The sequence below is a fragment of the Streptomyces olivaceus genome, from assembly GCF_000721235.1.
Taxonomy (GTDB): domain Bacteria; phylum Actinomycetota; class Actinomycetes; order Streptomycetales; family Streptomycetaceae; genus Streptomyces; species Streptomyces olivaceus.
On sequence record NZ_JOFH01000027.1, the window covers coordinates 1 to 24,181 of the forward strand.

Annotated in this window: 19 protein-coding genes; 5 read left to right on the forward strand and 14 right to left on the reverse strand. The window is 71.5% G+C overall.

Features of this window, described 5'->3' with window-relative positions; translation table 11 throughout:
- From IG94_RS0126660 to IG94_RS0126680, 5 genes are all read right to left on the reverse strand, one after another.
- The coding region (locus IG94_RS0126660) for an AMP-binding protein (RefSeq protein ID WP_043484617.1) at positions 1-2,452 on the reverse strand (2,452 nt) is incomplete at its 3' end.
- 63 nt (positions 2,453-2,515) lie between these two features.
- The gene (locus IG94_RS0126665) at positions 2,516-2,788 is read right to left on the reverse strand and encodes an acyl carrier protein (RefSeq protein WP_031042348.1); all 273 of its coding nucleotides are present in this window, start codon (positions 2,786-2,788) and stop codon (positions 2,516-2,518) included.
- A 32-nt stretch (positions 2,789-2,820) separates the two neighbouring features.
- Positions 2,821-3,720: a hypothetical protein gene (locus IG94_RS0126670; RefSeq protein ID WP_031042351.1), complete on the reverse strand. Its 900-nt coding sequence runs from the start codon at positions 3,718-3,720 to the stop codon at positions 2,821-2,823.
- Positions 3,717-5,438 (reverse strand): acyl-CoA dehydrogenase family protein, encoded by a 1,722-nt coding sequence (locus IG94_RS0126675; RefSeq protein WP_052410861.1) that lies wholly within the window; start codon positions 5,436-5,438, stop codon positions 3,717-3,719. The genes IG94_RS0126670 and IG94_RS0126675 overlap by 4 nt, the downstream gene beginning before the upstream one ends.
- A complete protein-coding gene (locus IG94_RS0126680; RefSeq protein ID WP_107060698.1) occupies positions 5,435-7,210 on the reverse strand; it encodes a fatty acyl-AMP ligase in 1,776 nt (591 codons plus the stop codon). The genes IG94_RS0126675 and IG94_RS0126680 overlap by 4 nt, the downstream gene beginning before the upstream one ends.
- Here IG94_RS0126680 and IG94_RS42945 point away from each other — a divergent pair.
- The 5 genes from IG94_RS42945 to IG94_RS0126700 all read left to right on the forward strand — a co-directional run bounded on the left by IG94_RS42945 (position 7,194) and on the right by IG94_RS0126700 (position 11,086).
- Positions 7,194-7,490, forward strand: coding sequence for a hypothetical protein (locus IG94_RS42945; RefSeq protein WP_169752389.1), 297 nt, complete (start codon positions 7,194-7,196; stop codon positions 7,488-7,490). The two genes, IG94_RS0126680 and IG94_RS42945, sit on opposite strands and share 17 nt — an antisense overlap.
- Before the next feature lie 72 nt (positions 7,491-7,562).
- Entirely contained in the window at positions 7,563-7,991 is a 429-nt protein-coding gene (locus IG94_RS43690) for a cobalamin B12-binding domain-containing protein (RefSeq protein WP_078892430.1), read from the forward strand.
- A complete protein-coding gene (locus IG94_RS0126690) occupies positions 7,988-9,241 on the forward strand; it encodes a methylaspartate mutase (RefSeq protein ID WP_031042363.1) in 1,254 nt (417 codons plus the stop codon). Before IG94_RS43690 ends, IG94_RS0126690 begins: the two co-directional genes overlap by 4 nt.
- Complete coding sequence (locus tag IG94_RS0126695) at positions 9,238-10,074, forward strand: ABC transporter permease (RefSeq protein WP_031042366.1); 837 nt, start codon at positions 9,238-9,240, stop codon at positions 10,072-10,074. The genes IG94_RS0126690 and IG94_RS0126695 overlap by 4 nt, the downstream gene beginning before the upstream one ends.
- 67 nt (positions 10,075-10,141) lie before the next feature.
- Positions 10,142-11,086, forward strand: a complete 945-nt coding sequence (locus IG94_RS0126700) for a TauD/TfdA family dioxygenase (protein ID WP_052410862.1) — start codon at positions 10,142-10,144, stop codon at positions 11,084-11,086.
- Between the two features lie 62 nt (positions 11,087-11,148).
- Here IG94_RS0126700 and IG94_RS0126705 read toward each other — a convergent pair whose 3' ends face one another.
- From IG94_RS0126705 to IG94_RS43190, 9 genes are all read right to left on the reverse strand, one after another.
- Positions 11,149-12,063: a GHMP family kinase ATP-binding protein gene (locus IG94_RS0126705; RefSeq protein ID WP_224326085.1), complete on the reverse strand. Its 915-nt coding sequence runs from the start codon at positions 12,061-12,063 to the stop codon at positions 11,149-11,151.
- 10 nt (positions 12,064-12,073) lie between these two features.
- Positions 12,074-15,358 carry a non-ribosomal peptide synthetase gene (locus IG94_RS0126710; RefSeq protein WP_031042375.1) on the reverse strand — a complete coding sequence of 1,095 codons (3,285 nt, stop codon included), beginning with the start codon at positions 15,356-15,358 and terminating at the stop codon, positions 12,074-12,076.
- Positions 15,355-16,629 (reverse strand): ATP-grasp domain-containing protein, encoded by a 1,275-nt coding sequence (locus IG94_RS0126715; protein WP_031042377.1) that lies wholly within the window; start codon positions 16,627-16,629, stop codon positions 15,355-15,357. The genes IG94_RS0126710 and IG94_RS0126715 overlap by 4 nt, the downstream gene beginning before the upstream one ends.
- Positions 16,626-18,098: an argininosuccinate lyase gene (gene argH / locus IG94_RS0126720; protein ID WP_052410863.1), complete on the reverse strand. Its 1,473-nt coding sequence runs from the start codon at positions 18,096-18,098 to the stop codon at positions 16,626-16,628. The genes IG94_RS0126715 and argH overlap by 4 nt, the downstream gene beginning before the upstream one ends.
- Positions 18,095-19,168: a cysteine synthase family protein gene (locus IG94_RS0126725; protein ID WP_031042383.1), complete on the reverse strand. Its 1,074-nt coding sequence runs from the start codon at positions 19,166-19,168 to the stop codon at positions 18,095-18,097. Before IG94_RS0126725 ends, argH begins: the two co-directional genes overlap by 4 nt.
- A gap of 223 nt (positions 19,169-19,391) precedes the next feature.
- Entirely contained in the window at positions 19,392-20,345 is a 954-nt protein-coding gene (locus IG94_RS0126730) for a daunorubicin resistance protein DrrA family ABC transporter ATP-binding protein (protein ID WP_043484621.1), read from the reverse strand.
- A 150-nt stretch (positions 20,346-20,495) separates the two neighbouring features.
- Complete coding sequence (locus IG94_RS0126735; RefSeq protein ID WP_051159532.1) at positions 20,496-21,242, reverse strand: helix-turn-helix transcriptional regulator; 747 nt, start codon at positions 21,240-21,242, stop codon at positions 20,496-20,498.
- Positions 21,243-21,775: 533 nt separating this feature from the next.
- Positions 21,776-22,414 (reverse strand): HAD family acid phosphatase, encoded by a 639-nt coding sequence (locus IG94_RS0126740; protein ID WP_031042390.1) that lies wholly within the window; start codon positions 22,412-22,414, stop codon positions 21,776-21,778.
- Positions 22,415-23,976: 1,562 nt separating this feature from the next.
- On the reverse strand, positions 23,977-24,156 hold the full coding sequence (locus IG94_RS43190; protein WP_211269692.1) for a hypothetical protein: 180 nt from the start codon (positions 24,154-24,156) through the stop codon (positions 23,977-23,979).
- Positions 24,157-24,181: the final 25 nt, after the last annotated feature.

Here is a 24,181-nt window from a genome sequence, read left to right on the forward strand (position 1 = left end):
ACATGCGGGTGCCGGGTGGGCCGTAGGGGTCGGCGGTGAAGCGTTCGGCGGTGAGGTCGGGGCGGTTGTGGTAGCCGCGGGCGAGGACGATGCCGGCGACGTAGAGTTCGCCGGTGACGCCGGGCGGGACGGGGCGCAGGTGGTGGTCGAGGACGTAGGCGCGGGTGTTCCAGAACGGGCGGCCGATGGGCACCGGCCCGGAGGGAACGGGTTCGCCGGGCTGGATGTGGAAGTCGGTGCAGTTGACGGTCGCCTCGGTCGGCCCGTAGGCGTTGATCACGGTGACGTCCGGGTGCGCGGCGCGCCAGGAGGCGAGTGCTTCGCCGAGCAGGGCCTCGCCACCGGTGATGAGGGTTCCCGAGGGGGAGATCTCCTGCGGGAGGGCTTCGAGGAGGCCGAGGTGGGAGGGGGTGACCTTCATGAAGGTCGGTTGTCCGGTGGTGGCGGCGTGTTCGTCGAGGTCGGTGAGGATGACGCGTCCGCCGCTGACGAGGGGGGTGTAGAGGGCGGTGACGGTGAGGTCGAAGGCGACGGAGGAGTGCAGGAGGGCGGTGCCGGAGGCGTCGGGGTAGACCTCGCGGGCTCGCTCGAGGTAGGCGCCGACGGAGGCGTGTTCGACGACGACGCCCTTGGGTCGGCCGGTGGATCCTGAGGTGTAGATGACGTAGACGGGATCGTGGGGATCGATACGGACCGTGTCGAAGGGCCCGTCGGCTTCCAGTTCCAGCATCGCCGTGTCGTCGATGACGAGGGCGGGCGAGGCATCGGAGAGGATGTGCGCGACGCGTTCGGCGGGGTATTCGGGGTCGACGGGTACGTAGGCGGCGCCGGTCTTGGTGACGGCGAGGAGGGCGACGATCAGTTCGACGGAGCGTGGCAGTTTGACCGCGACGAACGTGCCTCGGCCCACGCCTTGTGTGTGCAGCCATCCGGCGGTCCGGGCTGACCAGGCGTCCAGCTCGCCGTAGGTCAGGACCCGGTCACGGCATTCCACCGCCACCGCGTCCGGTGTCCGCTCCGCCTGCTCGGCGATGAGCTGGGGCAAGGACGCTCCACGCACCGGGCGCGAGGCCCCCTGCCAGCCGGACAGGATCTGCTCCCGCTCGGCCTCCTCCAGCACCTCCACCTCGGACACCCGGGACTCGTCGTCGCTGTCGGCCACCCACTCCAGGACCCGTACCAACCGGTCGCAGTGAGCGGCGAGTTCGTCCGCTCCGTACAGCTCGTGATGGCCGTCCAGTTCGACGCGGATGCCGGTGCGCGAGTCGGCCGTGCCGTAAAAACTGATCTTCAGGTCGTTCACGGGGCCGGTCGAGAGCGGATGGGTCACGGCGGGTGTGGTGCCGAACAGAGGCTCGCCGGCGAAAGCCATGATGTTGACGGTCGGGCCGAGGCGGGCCTGGCCGGCGCCGGAGAGGCCCAGCTCGTGGATGAGCTCCTCGCCGCGGAAGCGCTGGTGGCGGACGACGTCGGCCAGGGACCGGGACACCTGTGCGGCCAGTTCGGTGAAGCGGATGTCCGAGGTGAGCCGCACGCGCAGGGGCAGCACGTTGACCATGGCGCTGGGTGTGGTCAGCGACGTACGCCCCGAGCGTCCTGCCAGCGGGATCGAGAACGTGAAGTCGGTGCCGCCCGTCATCCGGTGGAAGAAGGCGGCGGTGGCGGCCAGGGCCAGGGCGGGCCACTGCACCCCGAGGCGGGCGGCCGCCCCGGGGAGGCGTTCGGCAAGCGGGGTGGGCAGGGTGCGGACGTGGCGGCGCAGGCTGTGTGTGCTGCCGGACGCGCGGCCGGCGAGGGAGACCGGCTCGGGCAGGTCGGTGAAGACCTCACGCCAGTGGGCGCGGTCCCTGGTGTGCCGTCGTGAACCGGCGTAGGCCGCCTCGTCGGCGACGACCCGGTCCAGGGTCGCGAAGCCGGTGGGCGAGGGTTCCTCCCCGGCGAGGAGGGCGGAGTAGAGCGCCGCGACGCGGGTGGCGTACACGGACTGGCCGAAACCGTCGAGGACGGCATGGTGGTAGCCGTGGAAGTACCAGTGCAGGTCGTCGGCGAGGGTGAGGAGGGCCTGTTCGCTGACAGGGCCGCGAGTCAGGTCGAAGGGCCTGGCCATGCGCGCGTTCATCCACCGGTGGGCGGCTGCCTCCGGGTCGGAGGCAGCACGCAGGTCGACGAACCGCAGGGGGTGCGGCTCGGCCGGCTCGACGAGCTGGTGGAGGGTCACTTCCGGGCCGCTGTCCGTGTCCCGTTCCTCCTGGGCGAAGCGCGAGCGCAGCGCCTCGGTCTCCTGGACGCCCCGCCGCACCGCTTCGGCGAAGATCTCCGCGTCCACCGGCCCGGCGATCTCGTAGTAGCCACCGCAGTTGTAGAGGGGGCTGTCCGCGTGCAGGTGCTGGGCGACCCAGATGCCGGACTGCGCGGCGGAGACGGGTCGACGGAGCAGACGGGCTTCGGACATGGCGGTGCGGTCCTCTCGATTCTGCGGAAGTGCTGGACTGCGGGGGAGGGAGGGCCGTGACCGTCAGCCGTTGACGGCCAGTTCGTCGGCCAGGGCCTTGCTCAGCGCGTCGACCGTGGGGTTGTCCCACATGAGAGCCGGGTCCACGGAGATGTCGAAGTGGTCTTCCAGCTCGGCGATGACCGACAGGGCGTACAGCGAGTCGAGCCCGTAGTCGGAGAGCGGGACCCTGGGGTCGATCGTGTCGACCGGGCGCTCCAGGTGGGTGGCCACGCAGTCGGTGAGCCAGCGGGCGAGGCTGCCGGCGGTGGGGGTCTCGAGGTCGGACTCGGGCATGAAGCTGTCCTTCTCTGGGAAGCGGGGGCGGATCAGGGGCGGTCGGGAATCCGGCGTTCGACCAGGTCGAAGGTGCGGGCACCCTCGTAGCGGCGGATCAGGTCCGCGTACAGGCGCTGCTGGACGTCGCCCGAGGGCTGGGGTGAGCGCCGCGCCGGTGTGGTGAGCACCCGGCCGGGGGCTGCCCGCGCGAGCTCGGGGTCGAGGAGGGCGGCGGCGCAGGGCGCGGTGACCAGCTCGGTCAACGGCAGGGGACCGGGGGCGGGGCGGGGACCGTGTGCCGGGGCGAACAGTTCCCGCTGGGCCCCGTTCAGCAGCAGCTGGAAGATGCCGGTTTCCCCCTCTCGGACGTAGAAGCGCGACCCCATCAGGACGGACAGCCGGTCCAGGGCACCCTGGAGGACGCGCGGGACCAGCCCGAGGACCGCCTGCTCGTGGGCGCCCTCCCGAGCGGGCAGCGCGTCCTCGCCGCGGACCGCGAGCGTGGTCAGGACGTCGCACAGCAGCAGGTCGGCGTGGACTCCCGCGAGCACCTCGCGCAGCTGGGGGATGTCGATGGCGGGCGCCCCGTAGAGCAGGCGGCCCCGCAGGTGGCGGACCGTGACGCGGAGTGCCGAGTCGAGGGCTCCGACGCAGGCGCCGACGGCCAGGGCCGCGGCCCGCGGCCCGTTGTCGGGGAGGCCCGTGCGGACGGTGCTGCCGAGGCCGGGCGAGCGGCGGTACAGGGCACGCAGCGCGTGCAGCCACGCCTCGGGGGCGGGGTGCGCACTCGCCGTGAGGGCGTCGGGGAGCAGGTCCCCGGTCTGCGGCCGGCCCGTCTCGTGCACGGCCAGGACCGCCGCGAAGCCGCGGGGGTTGGCGGTGTCGTACGGGTCGCCGAGATGCTGTTCGACGGTGTCGGCGAGATCGGTGGAGACGGTGACCGCGGTCATCGGGCCGCACCCTCCAGGGAGTCGAGGAGCGAGGGGACCGTGCCGGGCGCGGACAGCAGCACGTCCGTGAGGGCGTCGAAGACGTCGCGGTCGGCCGCCTCGACGGGTTCGCCGAGGTCGGTCAGGGCCTTCACCAGGCAGGCCCGCAGCCAGGTCTCGTCGACGCGGTCGGGCCGGCTCAGCCACAGGTGGACCGCGGCCGCCGCGGCGAAGCACAGTTCGTACTGCTCGGCGAGCCCGAAGGCGTGGCCGGGCACGGCACGCGGGGAGTAGCGGACGGTCGCCATCCGCTCGTGCAGCCCGTCCGTGGCCCGCCGGATCCCCTCCGCCAGGGTGGCGAGCCCGCCGCTCGCGCCTCCGGACGCCGCCAGGTCATGGACTCGGTCCACGGCCGACGGCAGGGCGGCGACGACGGAAGCGCCGGTCCCGGAGAGCAGGCTGAGGGCCTCGGGGCGGAAGGGACGCAGCGGGGCGTGGACGTCGGTCGCCTCGGCCAGACCGGCTTCGTCCAGGCGGCCCTTGCGGTAGGCGCGGGCGAGCCGGGCGAACTGGTCGATCAGGGCGTTGCGGTTGACCAGGCTGCTGCCGTCGAAGATGCCGATGATGCGGTGGTCGCGCTCCAGTTTGGCGAAGCGTCCGTGCGGGTCGGCGTCCGTGAGCCCGTAGGGGCCGAGGGTGTGCAGGAGACGGGCGACGAGGTCGTCGACCTGGGCGGGTACGAACGCCTTGGCGACGGCGGACACGACGCTCATCTCGCCGGTGAGCGCGTGGACGGACCGTGCGGCGACCACCCCGGCGGCCTCCGCGAGCAGCAGACCGGCCACGGCCTCGCCCAACTCACGGCGTACGTGGGGGACCTGCGCGAGCGGTGTGCCGCGGTCGGTGGCCTCGGTGGCGAACCGGGCGGCCAGTTCCAGGGCGTGGTCTCCCGCGCCCAGGGACATGCCCATGCAGCCCGTGCGGGTCACGTGCAGGGCCTTGAGGATGATCTCGAGCCCCTGGCCGGGCGCCCCGATGAGAGCGTCGTCCGGCAGCATCGCGTCGTGGAAGGCGAGACCGCTGATGTCCGCCCCGCGGATTCCGTACGTGGGAACCTTCGGCAGCGGGGACAGGGCATCGGGAGCGAGCCGCTCCTTGTCGACGAGGAACAGGCTGAAGCCGCGCGGGCCGCCCTCGGGGCTGGTGCGGGCCAGCACCGTGACCAGATCTGCGCGGGTGATGTTGTTGATCAGCCACTTCTCACCGGTGAGCCGCCAGCCGCCGCCCCCGTCCACCCGCTCCGCGGTGACCTCACCGGCCAGCAGGTCGCTGCCGTGGTGCCGTTCGGTCAGCGCGCAGGAGACGACCGCGCCCTCGCGGATCCGGCTGCCGAGGCGCGCCGCTCGCCGCGGATCGCCGGCGATCCAGGTGGCGACGGCCCCGAGGTACGTCTTGCCGTGGGCCGCCGCCACCGTCAGGTCCACTCGGGAGACCGCCCGCAGCAGCCGGGTCACCACGCCGAAGTCGTCGAGGGCGCCGCCGTGTTCGGCCGGCACGTAGTAGCGCGGCAGGCCGAAGTCGTCGAGCGCGCGGCAGGCGTCGGCGGGGAACGCCTCCCGTTCGTCCAGGGCGGCGAGCCGCTCGCCGGAGAAGGGCCCGTCGGGTGCGGCCAGTTCGCCGAGGAGGCGGGTCAGTTCCGTGACGGGGGCGGCCACCGCCGCGGCCGGCGTGACCGTCATGCCGGGGCCTGCTCGCGGCTCGCGGCCGTCGGCTGCAGCGTGGGCTGGTAGTCCGCGTACGTCGGCTCCAGTGCGCCGGCCCGGAACAGCTCGCGCATCGCCGAACGCTGGATCTTGCCGCTGGTGGTGCGGCGCACACCGCCGGGCCGCAGCAGCAGCACGGCGCCGACCGTGGCACCGAACTCGCGGGCGACGGTGAGCCGCATGTCCGCCGCGAGCTCCCTCAGCCGCTCCTCGTCCTTGATGCCGCGGACCTCGTGCGTGACCACCAGGACGTCGTCCTCACCGGCGCCGGCGGTCCGGGGCACGGCGAAACAGGCCCCGACCAGGTTGCCCAGCTCCGGCTGCTGGACCCGCAGTTCGTGCTCGATGTCCTGCGGGTAGAGGTTGCGGCCGCGCAGGTTGAGGACGTCCTTGATGCGGCCCGTGATGTAGAGGTCGCCCTCGTACAGGGCTCCGAGGTCTCCGGTGCGCAGGTAGCCGCTGTCGCCCTCGGCGGTGGTGGCCCGGAACTCGGCCTCGTTGGTGGCCTCACGCCCCCAGTACCCGTGTCCCACGACGGGGCCGCGCAGCCACAGCTCCCCGACGGATCCCTCGGGCAGGGTGCGCAGCGTGTCAGGGTCGACGACCAGGACCTCGGCGCCGAGCGGCGGCCCGCAGCTGACCACGTCCCGGCCGGACTCTCCGGCGGCGGGACGGAACTCGTCGCGTTCGAGGGAACCGGCGTCCACGCGCACGCTGCTCGGCGCGATGCCGATCGCACCGGAGACGAAGAGGGTCGCCTCGGCCATGCCGTAGCTGGGGGCGAGCGTCTCGGGGCGCAGCCCGTACTCGGCGAACCGCTGGTGGAAGCGGTCGAGGACGGCGGACCTGACGGGTTCCGAGCCGTCGACGGCGTGCCGCCACCGCGAGAGGTCGAGGCCCTCGGCCTGTGTGTCGGTGACGCGCCGGCTGCACACGTCGTACGCGAAGTCCGGCGCGGCCGAGAAGGTGATGTCGAGCCGGTCGATCATGTGCAGCCACAGGTGGGGCCGCTTGAGGAAGGTGCTGGGGCTCATCAGCACGGTGGCGGAGCCGGTCATCAGCGGCGTCGTCATCAGGCCCATCAGGCCCATGTCGTGGAAGTGGGGGATCCAGCCGCCGCCGCGCGTGGTGTCGTCCAGTCCCAGGGCGTCCGCGATGTTCTCGGCGTTGTGCAGCAGATTGCCGTGGCTGATCATCACGCCCTTGGGATCTCCGGTGGAGCCCGAGGTGTACTGGAGCACGGCGAGGGTGGAATGGCCGGTGGCCGGCATTGTCCAGTCGTCGGGATTGGGTCCGGCCTCGTCGGTGGCCAGCAGGGGGAGACCGCCGAGCCCTTCCTCGGCGCACCAGGTCTCGACGTCGGCGCGGGTCCCGGTGTCGGTCAGGATCGCCGCCGCGCCCGAGTCGTCCGCGATGCGCCGGACCCGGTGCCGCTCGTGCCGGTAGCGGCCGGGCAGCGAGGAGGGGACCGCGACGACACCGGCGTAGAGGCAGCCGAAGAAGGCGACCAGGAAGTCGAGTCCGGCGGGGTACAGCAGCAGGGCACGCTCACCGGGCCCGATCGAGGACCGGTGCAGGCGCACGGCCAGACTCCGGGCCCGTCCGTCCAGTTCGGCATAGGTCAGCCACTGCGTCCCGTCCTCCCGGAGGGGATCCGTCACAAAAGCCGCCGCCTCTTTTTCCGGCCGGTTTTCCGCATGCTTCCTCAGCATCGCGGTAACACTGGGGGCGGTGACGATTCCCGCCATATCCGTGGCCTGCCCTTCGTGGTTGCGAACGGGGTTTTCCGCGCGCCGAATCGGCACTGCCGTGACTTTCTACCGGCTGCCCCAGGGGCGGGGAAGGCGACTGACAGCAAACTGCACCCGCAGCCGGTGGTCCCTTCAGCAACAGGGACAAAACCCCCGTAAGGGCTGGCAGTTCGAGGGCGACGAGGCCAGTACCGGCCAGCCGATCCTCGGCTTCGACCCCGCCCGCCCCAGTAGAGTCGAGGCCGACAGCAATTCCAAAGAACCTTTCAGCCGCTGAGTGCGCCGCGTTTCAGGGTGTTCCTGCCCGGGGCTTACGGCACTCCCCGACTCCGGGATTCCAATGAATTCCATGCCTGGCACTCCTATGCCTACCGTGCTGGTCACCGGCACCTCTTCCGACGCCCACACCTGGAATCTCGTCTACCTCCAGCTCCTGTTGGAGGAATGGGGCCACGAGGTCACCAACCTCGGCCCCTGCGCACCCGACGACCTGGTCATGGGATCGGCCGTCGAGCTCCGCCCGGACCTGATCGTCGTCAGCAGCGTCAACGGCCACGGCCACCAGGACGGCCTCCGGCTGGTCCAGGTCCTGCGCGCCCGCCCGGAACTCGCCGGCACCACCATCGTGATCGGCGGCAAGCTCGGGACCGACGGACTGCGCAACGTCGGCCAGGTGCGCCGGCTGCTCGCGGCGGGCTACGACCGGGTCTTCGACGACGGAGACGTGCACGCGTTCCGCGACATGCTGGCCCGGCCCCCCGTCCGAGCGGTGTCGTGACGCAGGCCCCCTTCGGCGAGTTCGTGGCCGGAGCCCGGGCCCGCGGCACGCTCGTCGTCCAGCCCCGCATGGGCTTCAGCGACCCCGGACGGATGCGCCAGGGGCTGGCCCGCACCAGGGCGGCGGACGCCGTCACGGTGGGGACGCTGACTCTGGACAGCTACACCCGGGTACGTGACCTCGATGCCGCTCGCCGGGCCCTGGCCGAGGGGGTCACGCTCAACGGCTACCCGATCTGCACCCACCCGCCCGAAACCACCCGGGGCGTGCTCGACGGCATCCACGACGCCTCGTTCCCCGTCCAGGTCAGGCACGGTTCCCCGCGGCCCGAGCACATCGTCGCGGCGCTGCTCGGCCTCGGCCTGGACGCCACGGAGGGCGGGCCGGTCTCGTACTGCCTGCCCTACAGCCGCACCCCGCTGGCCGAGGCGGTCGTCTGCTGGCGCACGGCCTGCGAGATGCTCGCCGAGCACACCGGAGACGGCAGGGTGCCGCACCTGGAGAGCTTCGGCGGCTGCATGCTCGGGCAGCTGTGCCCGCCGGCCGTGCTGGTCGCGGTGAGCGTCCTGGAGGGCCTCTTCTTTGCCCGCCACGGGCTGCGCAGCGTGTCCCTGAGCTACGCCCAGCAGACCAGTCCGCAACAGGACCTGGAAGCGGTCGCCGCCCTGCAACGGCTCGCCGGGGAACTGCTGGGGACCGTCGACTGGCATGTGGTGCTCTACGCCTACATGGGCGTGTACCCCCTCTCGCGCGGCGGCGGGCTGAACCTCCTGGAGGCGGCCGCGCGGCTCGCGGTGACGTCCGGGGCGTCCCGGCTGATCGTGAAGACGGCCGCCGAGGCGCACCGCATCCCGACCGTCGCCGACAACGTGGAGGCACTGGAGGCGGCCGCGCGCGCCGCGGCCACCGCCACCGCACCGCCCCCCGGTCCGCCCGCCGCGGACTCCGAGGTGTACGCCGAGGCCCGCACCCTGGTCCATGCCGTGCTGGACCTGCACGACGACGTGGGCACCGCCCTGCTGACCGCGTTCCGGCGAGGCCTGCTCGACATCCCCTACTGCCTGCACCCCGACAACGCCGGGCGGGCCAGGAGCTTCATCGACCACGACGGACGGCTCCGCTGGGGGGACACCGGCGCGCTGCCCCTCGGCGGGGCGGCCGTGTCCGCCGCGCGCAAGGTCACGTCCGCCGATCTGCTCGCGGCACTGTCCCGTGTGCGACGGGCCTACGACTCCGGAGGAACCGCATGACCAGCACCTCGCCGCCCCCCGCACGGCTCACGGCCGCCCCGGTGCCGACCTGGCAGGGCAGCGGCCTGACGGCGCAGTTGCTGATCCTCACCGGGCGCTCGGTCAGGGCCAACTTCACCCACGTCAAGGTCGTCGTCCTCAGCATGCTCCAGCCGGTGTTCATGCTGCTGCTGCTCAGCCAGGTGTTCGGCGCCATCGTCGACCGGGGGCACCTGCCCGACGGTGTGGCCTACCTGGACTTCCTGCTGCCGGCCCTGCTGGTGACCACCGGCATCGGTCCCGCCGTCGCCTCGGGCATCGGCCTGGTGCGCGACATGGACAACGGAGCGGTGGCCCGCCTGCGCACCCTGCCGATCCACGCCCCGCTGCTGCTGTTCGCCCGCAGCTTCGCCGATCTGCTGCGCACCGCCGCCCAGTTGGTCATCCTCGTGGTGGTGGCGGTGGTCTTCCTGGACGCCGACCCGGCCGGCGGACCGCTCGGGCTGCTGGCCGCGGTCCTCTTGACCTGCGTGGTCGTCTGGGCGATGACCTGGATCTTCCTCGCGCTCGGGGCGTGGCTGCGCAACCCCGAGGCCATGCAGAGCGCCGGCTACCTCGTCACGTTCCCGCTGATGTTCGCCTCCAGCGCCTTCGTCCCCAAGGAGCGGCTGCCGGACTGGCTCCAGGTACTGGCGACGGTCAACCCGCTGTCGTACGCCATGGAGGCCAACCGCGCACTCGCCCTCGACCAGCCGCTCGGCGGCCAGGTGTGGTCCGCGCTGGGCGCCGGTGTCCTGGTCGCGACCGTCGGATCGATCACCGCGGTACGGGCGTTCCTGCGCCCGCCCGCCTGAACCGTACTGCCGTGCCCGCAGACCGGCACGGCGCACCCCCTCCGAGAGACGAAAGAGGCATCGCCCCATGCCCGGAACCGGAACAGGTCCGCTCGTCCGCCTCGACGCGACCGAGGCGCCGACCGGCGCCGCCGTCGAGTGGCTCACCGCCCACCGCCCGGAGATCAGAGCGGCGGTCGCCCGCAACGGCGCCGTACTGGTACGCGGACTGCGCCTGGACAGCCGGGCGGCGGCCGCCGCGGCCGTCGGCCGCGTCATCGGCGACCCGCTGATCGAACGCGAGGGGTTCGCGCCCCGCGACACCTACGGACAGGGCGTCTACTCCTCCTCGCACTGGCCCGCCGACCAGCCCATGTGCATGCATCACGAGCTCAGTTACGCGTCCTCGGCCCCCCGGCTGGTGGCGTTCGCCTGCCTCACCCCGCCGGCCGACGGCGGCATCACCGCGACCGCCGACAGCCGCGCCGTACTGCGCGACCTGCCGGAGGACCTCGTCGCCCGCTTCGAGCGGCACGGCTGGCGGCTCACCCGCCACTACAACCCCTTCGTGGGGATCGGCTGGCAGGAGGCCTTCGGCACCGACGACCCCGCGGAGGTGGACCGCTACTGCGCCGAGCACGGCATCGAGGCGCGCTGGGACGCCGACGGCGCGCTGCACACCGTACAGACCCGCCCGGCCGTGGTGAGACACCCGGAAACGGGTGAGCGGTGCTGGTTCAACCAGATCGCCTTCCTCAACGAGTGGACGATGGCTCCGGAGGTCCGCGAGTTCCTCACGGCGGAGTTCGGCCCCGAAGGGCTGCCCTTCAACACGTTCTGCGGCGACGGCACTCCGCTGGACCGGGCGAGCGTCGACCTGATCAACGACGTGTACGAGAGGCACACCGTCCGCGAGCCGTGGCGCCGCGGCGACCTCCTCGTGGTCGACAACGTCCGCACGGCGCACAGCCGCGAACCCCACCGGGGCGAACGGGAGATCGTGGTCGGCCTCGGCGAACCGTTCCAGCCGTAGCCGAACGACCCGGAAGGGGCCGCACCCGGCGTCACGGGTGCGGCCCCTTCCGGGTGTCCGGGTCAGTGGAAGCTCAGGGTGCGGTACACCGTCACGTTGCCGGCCAGTTCCTGGCAGGCCTGGGCGGCGGCCGTGAGCCGGCCGTGGGAGTGCGGTGCGGAGGTGTCCAGCAGGATTCCCAGCGTGGTGCCGCTGTGCCCGACGACCACGCCCAGACCGCCCACCTCGCGGCAGATCGCGATCATCGGCTCCAGCGACCACTTGTGCCGCAGCACCTGGTTCATCCGGGCACTGGCGGTCGCCACCGCGCCGACCTCGGCCAGGTCCTGCCGGGCGACGGCACCGGTGATCCGGTCCAGGAGCCGGACGTACTCCCGCTCGTCCGCCGCCGTGAACGGCTTGGGGATGCTGTTGAAGTCGACGGTGTCCACCGCGCCGCCCTCGTCGACGCTGACCACCGCCATGGACGGCAGGGAGCCGAGCCGGGCGCGCAGCCGCACACTGCGGTGGTGGAAGGCGACCACCGACGGGTAGAGCACCCCGTCGGTCGGCTCGATCCTTGCGAGGTAGGACTCGATGCGGCGCGGCGGCATGGGCTCGTCCAGGGCGTTGGCGACCGCGCGGGCGGTCGCCACCAGGTCCGCCGAGGAACTGGCCAGACCCTTGCCCTCGGGCAGCGTGCTGTCGATGGTCAGCACACCGCCCGCGGGCCGCCCCGAGTCCTCCATGATCATCGAAGCGAGCCGCAGGGCCTTCTTCTTGTGCGGCGGCCACACCTCCAGCACGTCCGTGTGCGGTGCCACCTCGAAACGGGCCACCGCCCACCGGGCGACGGGCAGGGTGACCAGGAAGTCACCGTCCGCCTCCGGCAGAACGCCCTGCAGGAGCTCGCCGAACGTGCCGAAGGCCGAACTCACCCCGGTGGCGGCCACCCGGCGGTAGTCGGCGGGCAGCGTCCTCGTGTCGATCGTCGTCACCCTGGTCCTCCTAGTCCCGGTGCGTCGGCTTCGGGCAGCAGGCCCGCACCAGTGCGGCGGTGTCCGCCGCTCGTGTGCCGATGAAGTAGTGGCCGCCCTGGCCCAGTTCGTGCAGGGTCACCCGGTCGGAGACGGCCTTCCAGTCGCCGTGGTCCGCCGCGAACCGTGCCGTCGAGGGGTCGTCGTGGGCGACGACGACGTCGACCGGGGCGTCGATGCGGTGACTCCCGGCGTCCTCACGGATCCGGATCAGGTGGCTGTTGGCCGTCAGGACGTCGTGCCGGTAGGCCCGGCCCACGACGTCGGCGCGTTCCGGCTTGAGCTCGTCCAGCTCGACGTACGCGTTGTCCGCGCGCAGCCGGGACAGCAGGGTCTTGTTGTCCGCCTGAGACGCCTCCGCCATCTCCGCGCGCAGCGCCCCGACGTCCTCCAGCAGCAGCGCCCCCACGAAGACGCGCTCGGCCGGACGGCCCGCCTCCTGGAGCAGCCGCGCCGTCTCCAGCGCCGGGGCCGCGCCCGCGCAGTGACCCCACAGCAGTACGGGCGTGGTGACCCGTGCGGCGATCTCGTCCCGGACCCGGCGGGCGATCTCCGGGACGTCGGCCATCGGGTCGTCGCCGCCCGCGAAGTCGTGGCCCGGCAGCTCGACCCCGAGCACGGCGATGCCGTCCCGCTCCAGCTCGGCCGCCAGGGAACGGAAGTTGACGGCGTTGCCCCCGGCGTACGGGAAGCAGACCAGGGTGTGATGGGGGTCCGTGGCGTTGGCCAGCGGCTGCAGCAGGTTCTCCGCCGCGGCCCGTTCCCCGCCCCGTACTCGCTCGTCGAGCGCCCGCCCGAGGTCGGCCAGGACGGGGTGGGCGACCAGGTCCTTCAGGGACAGCGCCCGGTCCAGCTGCACCAGGAGACGTACGGCGGCCAGCGAGGTCCCGCCCAGCTCGAAGAAGTTGTCGTCCCGCCCGATGCGCTCCAACGGCACGCCCAGCACCTGCGCCCACAGCATGGCCAGCCGCTGTTCGGCCGGCGTGCTGGGGGCGGCGTAGGCCGCGCCGCCGTGGCCCAGGGTGCCGGCCAGCCGGATCAGGGCCTTCTTGTCGATCTTGCCGTTCTCGGTGAGCGGCAGCCGGTCCAGCCGGTGGAAGTACGTCGGGACCATGTACTCGGGCAGCAGTCCCGCGAGGAAGTCCCGGGCGCGTTCGGTGGTGGGCTCGGCGTCCGGGCCGGCACCGCCGCCCCCGCCGCTGAAGAAGGCCACCAGGTTCCGCTGCCCGTCGCCCGTGCCGTCGATGACGACCGCGGCCTCCCGGACCCCCGCCAGGGCCAGCAGCTTGTTCTCGATCTCGCCGATCTCGATCCGGAAGCCGCGGATCTTCACCTGCTCGTCCCGCCTGCCCAGGTACTCGATCCGCCCCTCGGGCAGCCAGCGCCCGAAGTCACCCGTGCGGTACATCCGGGTGCCGTCGCGGAACGGGTCGGGCACGAACGCCTCGCGGGTGCGCTCCTCGTCGTTGATGTAACCGCGTCCGACACAGACCCCGGAGAACGCGATCTCCCCGGGCGAGCCGAGCGGCACCAGCGACAGATCCTGGTCGAGCACATAGGTGTTGACGTTGCGCAGCGAGCGGCCGACGGTCACGAAGTCGCGGTCCGGCACCCGGTCGAGCACCTCGTGCATGGTGTCGTCGGACACCTCGGTGGCACCGTAGGCGTTGACCAACTTGATCTCCGGGTACAGGGCGAACCACCGCTGGACCAGTTCGTACTTGAGGGCCTCCCCGGTGACGGACACCGTGCGCAGCGCCCCGAGCGGCCGGGGGTGCTGCTCCAGGTGGGTGAGGAGCACCTCCAGGTAGGAGGGGACGATCTGGACGACGGTGACCCCGCCCGTGACGATCTCGTTGAGGAAGCCGGCGACGTCGAGCAGGGCGTCGGTGTCGACGACGCGTACGCTGCCGCCCACCATCAGCGGAGCCGCGAACTGCCACAGGGAGATGTCGAAGCACTGCGAGGCGGTCTGGGTGACGACCTCGGCGGTCCCGTTCGTCATCCCCATGTCGTCGAGCTTCATGTGGAGGTGGTTGAGCATGCCCGCGTGCTCGCACATGGCGCCCTTGGGAGCGCCGGTGGAGCCGGAGGTGAAGTAGATGTAGGCGGCCTGGCCGGGAGCGATCGGCACCCGGGGCGCCGCGTCGGAAACTCCGGATGCCTGGATCTCCGGCACGGACAGCACGGCCGGCGCGCGGCCGGTGAGTTCACCCGCCCTCTGAGCCAGAGTGGCGCTGCCGGGCTCGGTGAGCACGAACGCGCACTCGCTGCGGCTGAACTGGGCCGCCACACGGTCGGCGGGGAAGTCGGGGCGCACCGGGAGGTAGACGCCGCCGGCCTTGAACACGCCGAGCGCCGCGGCGATCCAGTCGAGGGTGCGGTCCATGACCACGGCGACGACGTCCTCGGTGCGCACCCCGGCGTCCAGCAGCGCGTGGGCGACCCGGTTGGCCCGCCCGTCGAGCTCGCGGTACGTCCAGCGCACCGGGCCGTGCACGGCGGCCACCGCGTCCGGAACCTCGCGCACCCGGTCCTCGAAGTGGTCCACGAAGGTCCGGTCGGTCAGGTCGACGCGTGGGCCGGCGAGGCCGTACAGGTGGGTGTCGACCTCCTCGTCCGACAACAGGCTCCGGCCGTGATGGGGCGCGGAGGTGTCCGTCGCGAGGAGTTCCAGCGCCCGCAGGTGGTAGCCCGCCAGCCGGCGGGCGTAACTCTCGTCGAGATGTGCCCGGTCGTACACCAGGCGCAGTGACAGCCCGCCGGAGCCGGCGACGACGGCCGCCCTCAGCACGACACCCTCGCCGAGGCCGACGGCCGTGTCGCCCGCCTCGCCCGTGTCCGCGCGGTCGGCGGGCGCGGTGGCCGTCGGTGAGAGGCCCGACAGGTCGAACACCACCTCGGGACGGCCCTCCGCGCGGGGTGCCGCGGCCGGCGCCGTGCTCGCGAGCGTGACGAGGTCGGCCCAGGAGGAGTCCGTGACGGTCAGGCTCAGCGGCGACTCGGCCCGGCCGGCCGCCGGAACCAGGCCGATGAGCAGATCGGGTTCGGCCACCACCGTCGCCAGGACCCGGGCGTGCGCGGCGAGCAGCACCGCCGGCAGTCCCGCACCGGTGTCGGCGGCGCGCTCCTGAAGCGCCCGGGTGAGTGGCGCGGGCAGCGCCTCCCGGTGCTCCGCCGCCCCCTGCTCGTCGCTCCCCGGCATGGTCCATCTGGGGATTCTGGTGTACGTCTGCTGAGTGCGGTGCCCGCTCATCGGCCCCCGTTCCCTTTCTCCGGCGTCGCCGGTTCCTCCAGTTCGATCCCGATCAGTCCTGCGGCCTGCTCCGCACGGGTCGCCGCCTGCGCGGTGCCGGAGCCGGTGGCGACCACACAGCCCAGGCGGTCCTGGAACGAGTGCGTGATGCGCACCTGGCGGCCGACGACAGCGGTGGGCACGGCCACCACCACACCCGGTGCCGCCCCGGCCTCCCGGATCCCGGTCACGGCCTTGACCCGTCCTTCACCGGCCGCGATCACGAACCGCACGGCGGCGTGGCCGGCCCCGGCCTCCGGGACCGACACTCCGGGCGGCGTGTCCAGGCCCGCGGCGCGCGCGATCACGGCGTCCACCAGGTCCGTGCCGGTCGCGGCCCGCACGGCGACGGGAATCATGCCGCCGGCGAGCCTGGGGTTGACCTCGATGACGACGGGGCCGTCGGCGGACCGGCGGATCTCGGTGTGGGCGGCGCCCCAGCCGAGCCCGAGGGCCTTGAGGGCCGCCAGCGCCGTGTCGCCGAGTTCGGCACTCGCCCCGGCGTCCAGGGGGGCCGGGATGTCGTGGCCCGTCTCCACGAAGTGCGGTGCGGGGGCGGTGTGCTTGGCGACGACGGTGACGACGTCGCCGTCGAAGGTCTCCACGGAGAACTCCGGCCCGTCGACGGCCGCCTCCACCAGGACGCGGGCCGGCACCGCGTTGCCCCGTTCGTCCGTCGCCCGCTCGAACAGCACGCGAGCCCATTCCTCGGTCTCGGCCCGGTCACGGCACAGCCGTACGCCGCTGGACCCCGAGCCGCTCACCGGCTTGAGCACCACCGGATGCCCGACGGCGTCGGCCGCCCGCACCGCGGCGGCCACGTCGGAGACCGCCGTCCAGGCGGGCACCGGGACCCCGTGGGCGGCGAGCGCCGCCCGCTGGAGGTCCTTGGACCGGCAGCGGGCGATCGCGTCGCCGTCGGCCGCCGGCAGTCCGAGGCGGGCCGCCGCGCGGGCGGCGTCCGCCACGAAGTACTCGGAGCTGGAGGTGATCCCGGCCAGTCCGGCGCCCTCCGCGAGGCCCCGGCAGGCCGACACCACGGCGTCCAGGTCCGAGGTGTCCAGCTCCAGGGTGTCGACGGCGTCCTCGGTGACGTACGGGTACCGGGCCGCGTCCCGGGTCAGCAGCACGGGCCGCAGACCCCGAGCACGTGCGCGGGCGCAGAACTCCCGCCCCGTGCCGGTGGTGTTGCTCTCCAGGAAGGCGAACCATCGGACCGCCGTACCGTTCATCGCTCTGCTCCCTCGTCCGTTGTACCGGTCACGGCCGCGACCGCCGTGTCGAGGGCGCGTTCGGCCCGCGACAGCCGCGCACGGTACCGGGTGAGGACCGCGGTGTGCTCCGCGCAGCGCTCCCGGAGTTCGTGGACGACGCTCTCGCACGCACCCGGGCCGCCGCCCCGGTCGTGCTCGGCGACGAGCTCGGGAAGTGCCGGGACGTCCGCGCTCACGTCGGCCCGCAGTCCCTCCGGCAGCGTGATCTTCGTCAGTTCCGACTCACCGGCGTCGACCGCCTCCCGCACCGCGGCTCCCACCACGTGGTGTGCGGTGCGGAAGGGAACGCCCTGGCGCACGAGGCGGTTGGCGATCACCGTGGCGGTCACGAAGCCCTCCCGGGCCCGCTGCTCCATCCGCCGTCCGTCCGGCCGGGCGCCGCTCACGAGCACCTGGGCCAGGAGCACGCTGTCGCGCACGGTGGCCAGCGCCGACCAGGCCCCGCCGACCGCCTCGGTGCCCACCTCGATGGAGTTGGTGAACGGCGTGGACTTCATGGCGGCGGCCGATGCGGTCCACGCTCCGACGGCGGCCGCCGCCTTGGCCTTCACGTGCTCGAGCAGGAAGGCGTTGCGCTTCTGGGGCATGGCGGAACTACCGCCCACGAGCCGCTCGGGAAACTCCACGAAGCCGAACTCCTGGGTGCTCCACAGCTGGAGATCGGTGGCGAGGCGGCTCAGGGTGAGGCCCGCCCCGGCGGCCGCCGCGAGGGCGCGCAGCAACGTGTTCCGGGAGGCCACCGCGTCCATGGCGTGCAGGGGCGGCCCGTCGAAACCGAGCAGTTCCGCCGTGCGGGCCGGGTCGATGGGCAGGTCGGTGCCGGACACGGCACCGGCGCCGAGCGGGCAGTTGCTCCGCTCCGCGACCACGTGCCGCAGCGCGGCGATGTCCCGGTCCAGCGCGGTGGCGATCCCCGCGAGGTAGTAGCCGTACGTGACGGGCATCGCCGGCTGGAAGTGCGTGTAGACCGGCATGACGACGTCGCGGTGGGCGCGGGCGCGGGCCAGCAGCACGGCCTGCAGGCGCAGCAGTTCGCCGAGCAGGTCCGCCAGGTCGTCGCGCAGCCGCATCGCGGTGATAGTGGCCTTTATGTCGTTGCGGGAACGGCCCGTGTGCAGCTTGCCCCCGACGTCCGCCCCGAGCCGCTCGATGAGGTGGCTCTCGTACATCAGGTACAGGCCGCGCGGCGCCGGGCGGTCGTACAGCTCCCGGAAGCCGTCGGCGCGCAGTGCGGTCACGGCTCGCAGCAGAGCGGCGGCCGCGTCCCGGGGCAGCAGCCCGCACTCGGTGAGCATCACCACGTGCGCGAGGTCGATGACCGAGGTGTGGCCCAGTTCCCGGCGGATGTCGTCCGGGCCCGGTTCGCCGTAGACGACGCGGGCGGTGCGGGCTCCGAGCGTGCGGGTGAGCCGACCCGTGCCGCTCATGAAAGCACCGGGTCGGGCAGGGACCCGCCGGAGCGCGGCACGGTGCCGTTCACGTCCTCGTACGTGCGACGGCCCCAGAGCATCCTGGTCCAGCCGTCGCCGGCGTCGGCCGGCGAGTCGACCAGGGCCGGCTCCGCGACGGGATCGGGCAGCAGGTGGTCGTTCTCGGCCAGCCAGGCGTCGTTGTACACCGTCGCCTGGTAGCGGTATCCCTCGTCGGGGAGCATCACGACGCACAGTCCGTCGGGGTTGCGGTCGGCCCACCACTTGGCGGCCAGGTAGGCGGCACCGCTGGTCGGCCCCTGGAACAGCGCGTGGGTGGCGTGCAGTCGCCTGGTGAAGGCGTACGCCTCCGGTGCCGAGCACCAGTGCACCTCGTCGAAGGTGGAGTGGTCGAGGTTGGCGGGCCACAGGCTGTTGCCGAGGCCGCGCAGGGAGCGGGGGCCGTCGGGCTGGCCGAAGAGCACGCTGCGGTGGCTGTCCACGCCGATGGCCTGTGTGTGCGGGGTCAGTTCGCGCAGCCCGGCGGTGGTGCCGCACATCGATCCTCCCGAACCGACCGGCCCGACCAGGCAGTCGACCGTGCCGAGGGAGCGCGCGATCTGCTCGGCGACCACCCCGTAGGAGCGAGGGTTGTCGGGGTTGCTGTACTGCTCGGGGCAGAAGGCGGAGGGGAGTTCCGCGCGGATCTCGGCGAGTCTGCGCAGCCGTGCCTCCTGGTAGCCGCCGACCCTGGCGGGCTCCTGGCAGATCTCGATGGTGGCGCCGAGATCGGTCAGTCGCCGGTACAGGTTGGCGTCGATCGCCGGGTCGCTGACGAGGATCAGCTCCCGCTCCATGAGGGCGGACTGCATCGCCAGCGCGAGGCCGAACGTCCCGGACGTGGTCTCCACGATCACCGTGCCGGCGTCCAGGTCGCCCCGGGAATGCGCGCGCTTGAGGATGTAGCGCGCGGGAAGCAGCTTCATGAGGGAGAAGACCGCGCCGTACAGGTTGGGGCCGAGCCGCACGAGACGCGGCATCATCGTCGCCTCGGTGATCGAGTGGTACGTCGGCGTGGTCGCCGTCATGAAGGGCTCCTGGGGGGTCGAGGCCGTCGATGATCATGGGGAGTGAAGTCGCTTCGGGCGCCGCGCCGTCCGCGGATCCACCCCCGTACCCGCGCGCTCCACGGCGCGGTGGCCCTAGGGGTACTCGGCGGGGTGGCGGGGTGCGGACGGACGTCGGTCAGCCTGCTGATGGTCCACAGATTCACGGGCGTGGCTCGGGTTCGAGGTGGGGAGGCGCCGGACTTCAGGAAGGGACCTGAGTGTCGGCGCGCTCTTTGGCGAGGGCCAGGTAGACCTGGTCCAGCGTCGGTTCGGACAGCGAGATGCCGGTGATCCTCACTCCCGCGGTGTCGAAGGCCCGGACTGCGGCGGCCAGTCCGATGGATTCCTCCACGGGGGCGGTGACCGTGCCCGCGGGCTCGCCCGGACCGGCGTCCAGGCCCGCCGCGCGCAGGGCACTCAGCGCGGTCGGCAAGCGTCCGGGATCGGCGAGGGTGGCCCGGACGGTGCTGCCGCCCAGACGCTCCTTGAGCTGGGCGACCGAGCCGTCCGCAACGCACCGGCCGCGAGACAGCACCATGACGCGGTCCGCCAGCTGTTCGGCCTCCTCCAGGTACTGGGTGGTCAGCAGCACGGTGGTGCCGGTGCCCACCACCTCGCGGACCAGGTCCCACAGGGCGTTGCGGCTGACGGGGTCGAGCCCGGTGGTCGGTTCGTCCAGGAAGAGCACCTGGGGGTGGCCGACGAAGCTGCTGGCCAGGTCGAGGCGCCGGCGCATGCCTCCCGAGTACGTGCCCGCGGCCCGGTCGGCCGCCTCGGTCAGCGCGAACATGTCCAGCAACTGCTCGGCCCGTGCCGCGGCCTCCCGCTTGCCGGCACCGAGGAGCCGGGCCACCAGCAGCAGGTTGGCGCGTCCGGTGAGACTCTCGTCCACCGCCGCGAACTGGCCGGTCAGGCCGATGCGGCGGCGTACGTCCCGGGCCTCGCGCACCACGTCGAATCCGGATACCCGGGCTGTGCCTTTTGTGGGCGGCAGCAGAGTGGCGAGAATACTCACCAGCGTGCTTTTTCCCGCTCCGTTATGACCGAGCAGACAGAGTACACGCCCCTTTTTCATCTGGAAGCTGACGCCGTCGAGTGCCGGGGTGGCACCGAACGTCCTGCCCAGCTCCATTGCTTCGATCATCACGTCACTCATCGATGCCGGTCCTCGCAGATAGCGGCCGAGACGCCTTTGGGGAGGCAGAGAGATCCTGCAATCCCGACCGTCCGCGCCACAAGGAGAGCTACAACAAGCTGCCAGCGACCTGAGGTTTTCCGCATTGTCAAAGCTCAGCCTGACAAGTTCTTACCCCGCCAACTGGCTGGTAGCCGCGGGCAGGAGGTCACCCGAGGGCGAAAGGAGGCCGAGCTCCACCGCGCGTGCACCCGCCTGAAATCGTGAGGTCGCCCCCAGTTCACGGGTGATTTCCGCGACATTACGCCGGTACGTGCGCACCGATACGCCCAGTTCACGGGCGGCGGCCTCGTCGGTCCGTCCCGAGCTGAGCGCCTGGAGGATGCGCCGGCCGAGCGCGCTGCGTGAGCGGTCACTCAGACGCCGGTGGTCCGCGAGGGCGGCGCTGCCGGACCAGGAGACGGCGAACAGGGTGTGCAGGGTGCGCAGGACGGCCGGGGCCCGGACGACCACCGCCTCACGGACGGCGACTCCGTTGCGGATCCACACGGCGCCGACAACGCTGTCAGCGAGCACCATCTCCTGCAACGGGGCCTTGGCCAGGCGGATTTCGACCCCGGGTGCGTACTTGTCGAGGTGTTCGAGGAAGCGGCGGTCGCGCAGCAGGCCCACCCGGCCGAGCAGCTTGACGCCGACTCCGCGTGCGGTCGCCCGGCCCAGCTGGTCGATCAGTTGGTGGGTCTCGTCCTCGCCCTCCCCGGTGAGGACGACGGCTAGGTGGTGGCGGGCGGTGGCGATCATCTGCTCGGTGGCGACCCCAACCGAATTCTCGTCCGGCTCGAGCGAGGCGACCAGCCGCTCGACGCTGCGGTGGCGGTCGACGGCGATTTCGACGAGTTTCCGCGCTTGTAGCAGCACGCCTTCTATTTCGTCGCTCGACGGCCGTGATTCCGTGAGTTCTGCCGTGAATGCAGAATCGTTGGCTATCTCAAGATTGACTGAGTTACTTGGCACAGCTCCCCCTGAAGCTTGACCAATAGGAGTCCCCGCCCGCCCTGTTCCTGCACCTTCACGGGGCGCGAAGATCCGGGCGCGGGGTGATACTCGTGCAAACAGCCAGAGAAATAACCTAGCGAGATGCCGTACTGAGCCCATGAAGAGGCGTACGACCTGCAGGCGCAACGCGGCAGACATCCCGCATTTCGAACTCCATTCCCCCGCTAAGCAGACACAGACGACAAACTGGACATCCACCTGAAGGATGGTCGACAGGCGCCTGTGTCACTCCCGTTAGTTCGACGGTACCCAGGACAGCTTCGTAACGTCAAATATTTCTGTCTGAAACGATTACGGAAAACCGCATTGTGCGGCGGCGCATCCTTTGTATGCCGACGACACTTCGCGTGAACGCCTCCGGCCCGCCGGGTACGGCAGGGGCCGGAGGCGCCCGGTCAGTCCAGAGCCCCGTCGTAGTCGGGCAGCTTGAAGGTCCGCTCCGCGTGGCCCCCTACCAGGTCCGACGTGTTGTTCCCGATGTTGGCGACGATCGTGTACCCGTCGGCCTCGATCTGCGCCCGCTTCGACGTCTTGAACTCGGCCGTGTCACGGAAGAGATCACCGATGTTCCGCTGGTACAGACCGGTGATCGGATACCCGACCGCCTCCAGGTTCGCCTCCGTGACCCACGAGATCAGGTCGGGCCGAGCGGTGACGAAGAATATGGCCGCGCCCTTGCTGTGTGCGTACTGGGCGATCTCGAGAGTCGGCTTGACGGCCGGCGTTGGCGGAAGCGCCTGGAAGTGCGTCTCCAGCGAGGTGTTGTCGATGTCGAGGACGATCGCAGGCTTCTCGCCCGCGCTGTTGTCCAGCCGCTGCTCGACGTAGGGGCGCGCCTCGTCCATCACCTTGCGCACATCGCCCAGCCAGGTGTCGTAGTCCACCTCCGTCGCCGCGGCCCGGGCCTGTGTGGCCGTCGTCGACCGGCTCTCGTCCGCCTGGACGGCCCCCGCCTGGGCCGCCCCCGTGACTCCCAGAACGAGCGTAGCCGCTACGGTCGCCGCTGCGCGTCCTCGGAACGCAATCCTGGCCATTCGTCCTCCCTGGTGTTCGCTGCTCGGTGGCCGTCCGGCCCCCGCCAAGCTGAACCTAAAGGCCGATTCGACCTGATTGACGTGGGAGTGACCGCAACCGGAACAGGAGCTCCTCACGACCGCTCCCGTGCTCACCAGCGCCCGCTACATCGCGCCAAGCAGGCCGAATCGGTGGCAGGGTGCTGCCACCGGGGAACTCCGATCCGACGGGGCCGCAGGTCGTGGCCGCGGGGGCCGTGTGCGAGCGGTGGCAACCCCCGTTCTGCTCGTGGCTCCATAACAAGCCTCGGCGCCGACCGCGTTGTCGGTCGGGAGCAGCTGTCCGCGCTCTCTGTGAACGGACTACCCCTCCGGGCATGACCTGCGGTATCGCGGATATGCGGTCACGAGGGGACAGAGGACCAGCACGAGGACGGTGCATTGACGACGATGTGATCGCGGTGAGTCCGTGCCGCAGTATTGATCTGCCGCCCATCGTGGTCAAGCCGCCGCAGTGGTTCACGCCCGACCAGGCGCTGAGCGTCCCCGACGGACTCACCCCCGCCTGGCGGACAAAGCGACTGCTCGGCTTTTACACTGCACTGCGCTGGGGCGAGCTCTCCGGCCTGCACCGCCGCCGCATCGACACGCGCCCCTCCGGCTTGGCCGTAGTAGAGGTCGATACCAAGAGCGCCATCAAGGAGTGTCCCCATGAATTCCAGCAGCCGCCGGGAGGTCGCACTCCCGTCCCACGCTCTAGGCGTATTGATCACGAGCATTGTTACTGACTTCGGCTCGGCAGGGTGAACTTTCGGGAAGTCCCTGGTGGGGCCGGAGCGGTGCCTGGATCCCGTCATGTGTGAGATATGCGGATGGGGATGGTTTGACGCCAGAGAGACAGCAGCGCCGAGGAGCCGTGCGGAAGCAGCCGGCTGAGCATTACGAGGGGACGGGCAAGCCGCCCGAGGGGGCGCGACGGTTGCGGTTGAACTCGAAGTCGTTAATCGGTGGCATCAGTTGTAGCAGGACGGTGGTGTCTTGGGCGCTGGCCTCGCGCGGTCCGAGCGGGTCGGGATGCCGGATGTCTCCGCGTTGTCCGGAGAAGCCGGCCGCGTATCCGGAGCAGGAGTCGGCCGACGCGACTCCATCGGCGTGAGGCTCCGTACCTGTGGAGGCGCTGCGTGCTGCGGTGAGCAACGACGGGCCAGAGTTCTGGTGCCGACCGATGGAGGCCGTGACGCTAACTTGACGCTCTTGGGGCCCGGCGGAACTCATCCGGGCCCCAAGAGCATCTCTGACCTGCTGCTGTCCTCCCTGCGTGCAGGTCGACACCTTTCCGATGACGCACCATGTGGAGTGTGTCGCGATCCTTGAACCGGCCGTGAAGGGCTCCTGACCCGCGGTTTCTTGCGTGCGCAGTATGTGCGGTGTGGGTGTCACGGGCGATGTCTCGACGCTGAGATGACGCTCGTGACGCTCATTTGGCGCTCGTTCTGATGGGATGCCAGGCGTGCGTCGAGCAGATCGGGTGGCGTCAGAGCTGCAAGTAACGATGTGACGTTGAGGGCTCGTGACGCTCACCGTCAGGCAGGAGTTCCCGCAGTCCCATTAGCGGGAGACAGCGGACTCGTGGAGCGCACGGGCAGTTGCGGGAGCCGGCCCTCGTCCGTGGTGGCGATCTGGTCCAGCGTGGCACCGGGCTCACGGTTGCGCGCGACCCGCACGATGTCCTCGCGGAACTCCTTCGGCCACGGCTCGGGCACCGAAACATCCTTCCAGGCCGCCTCT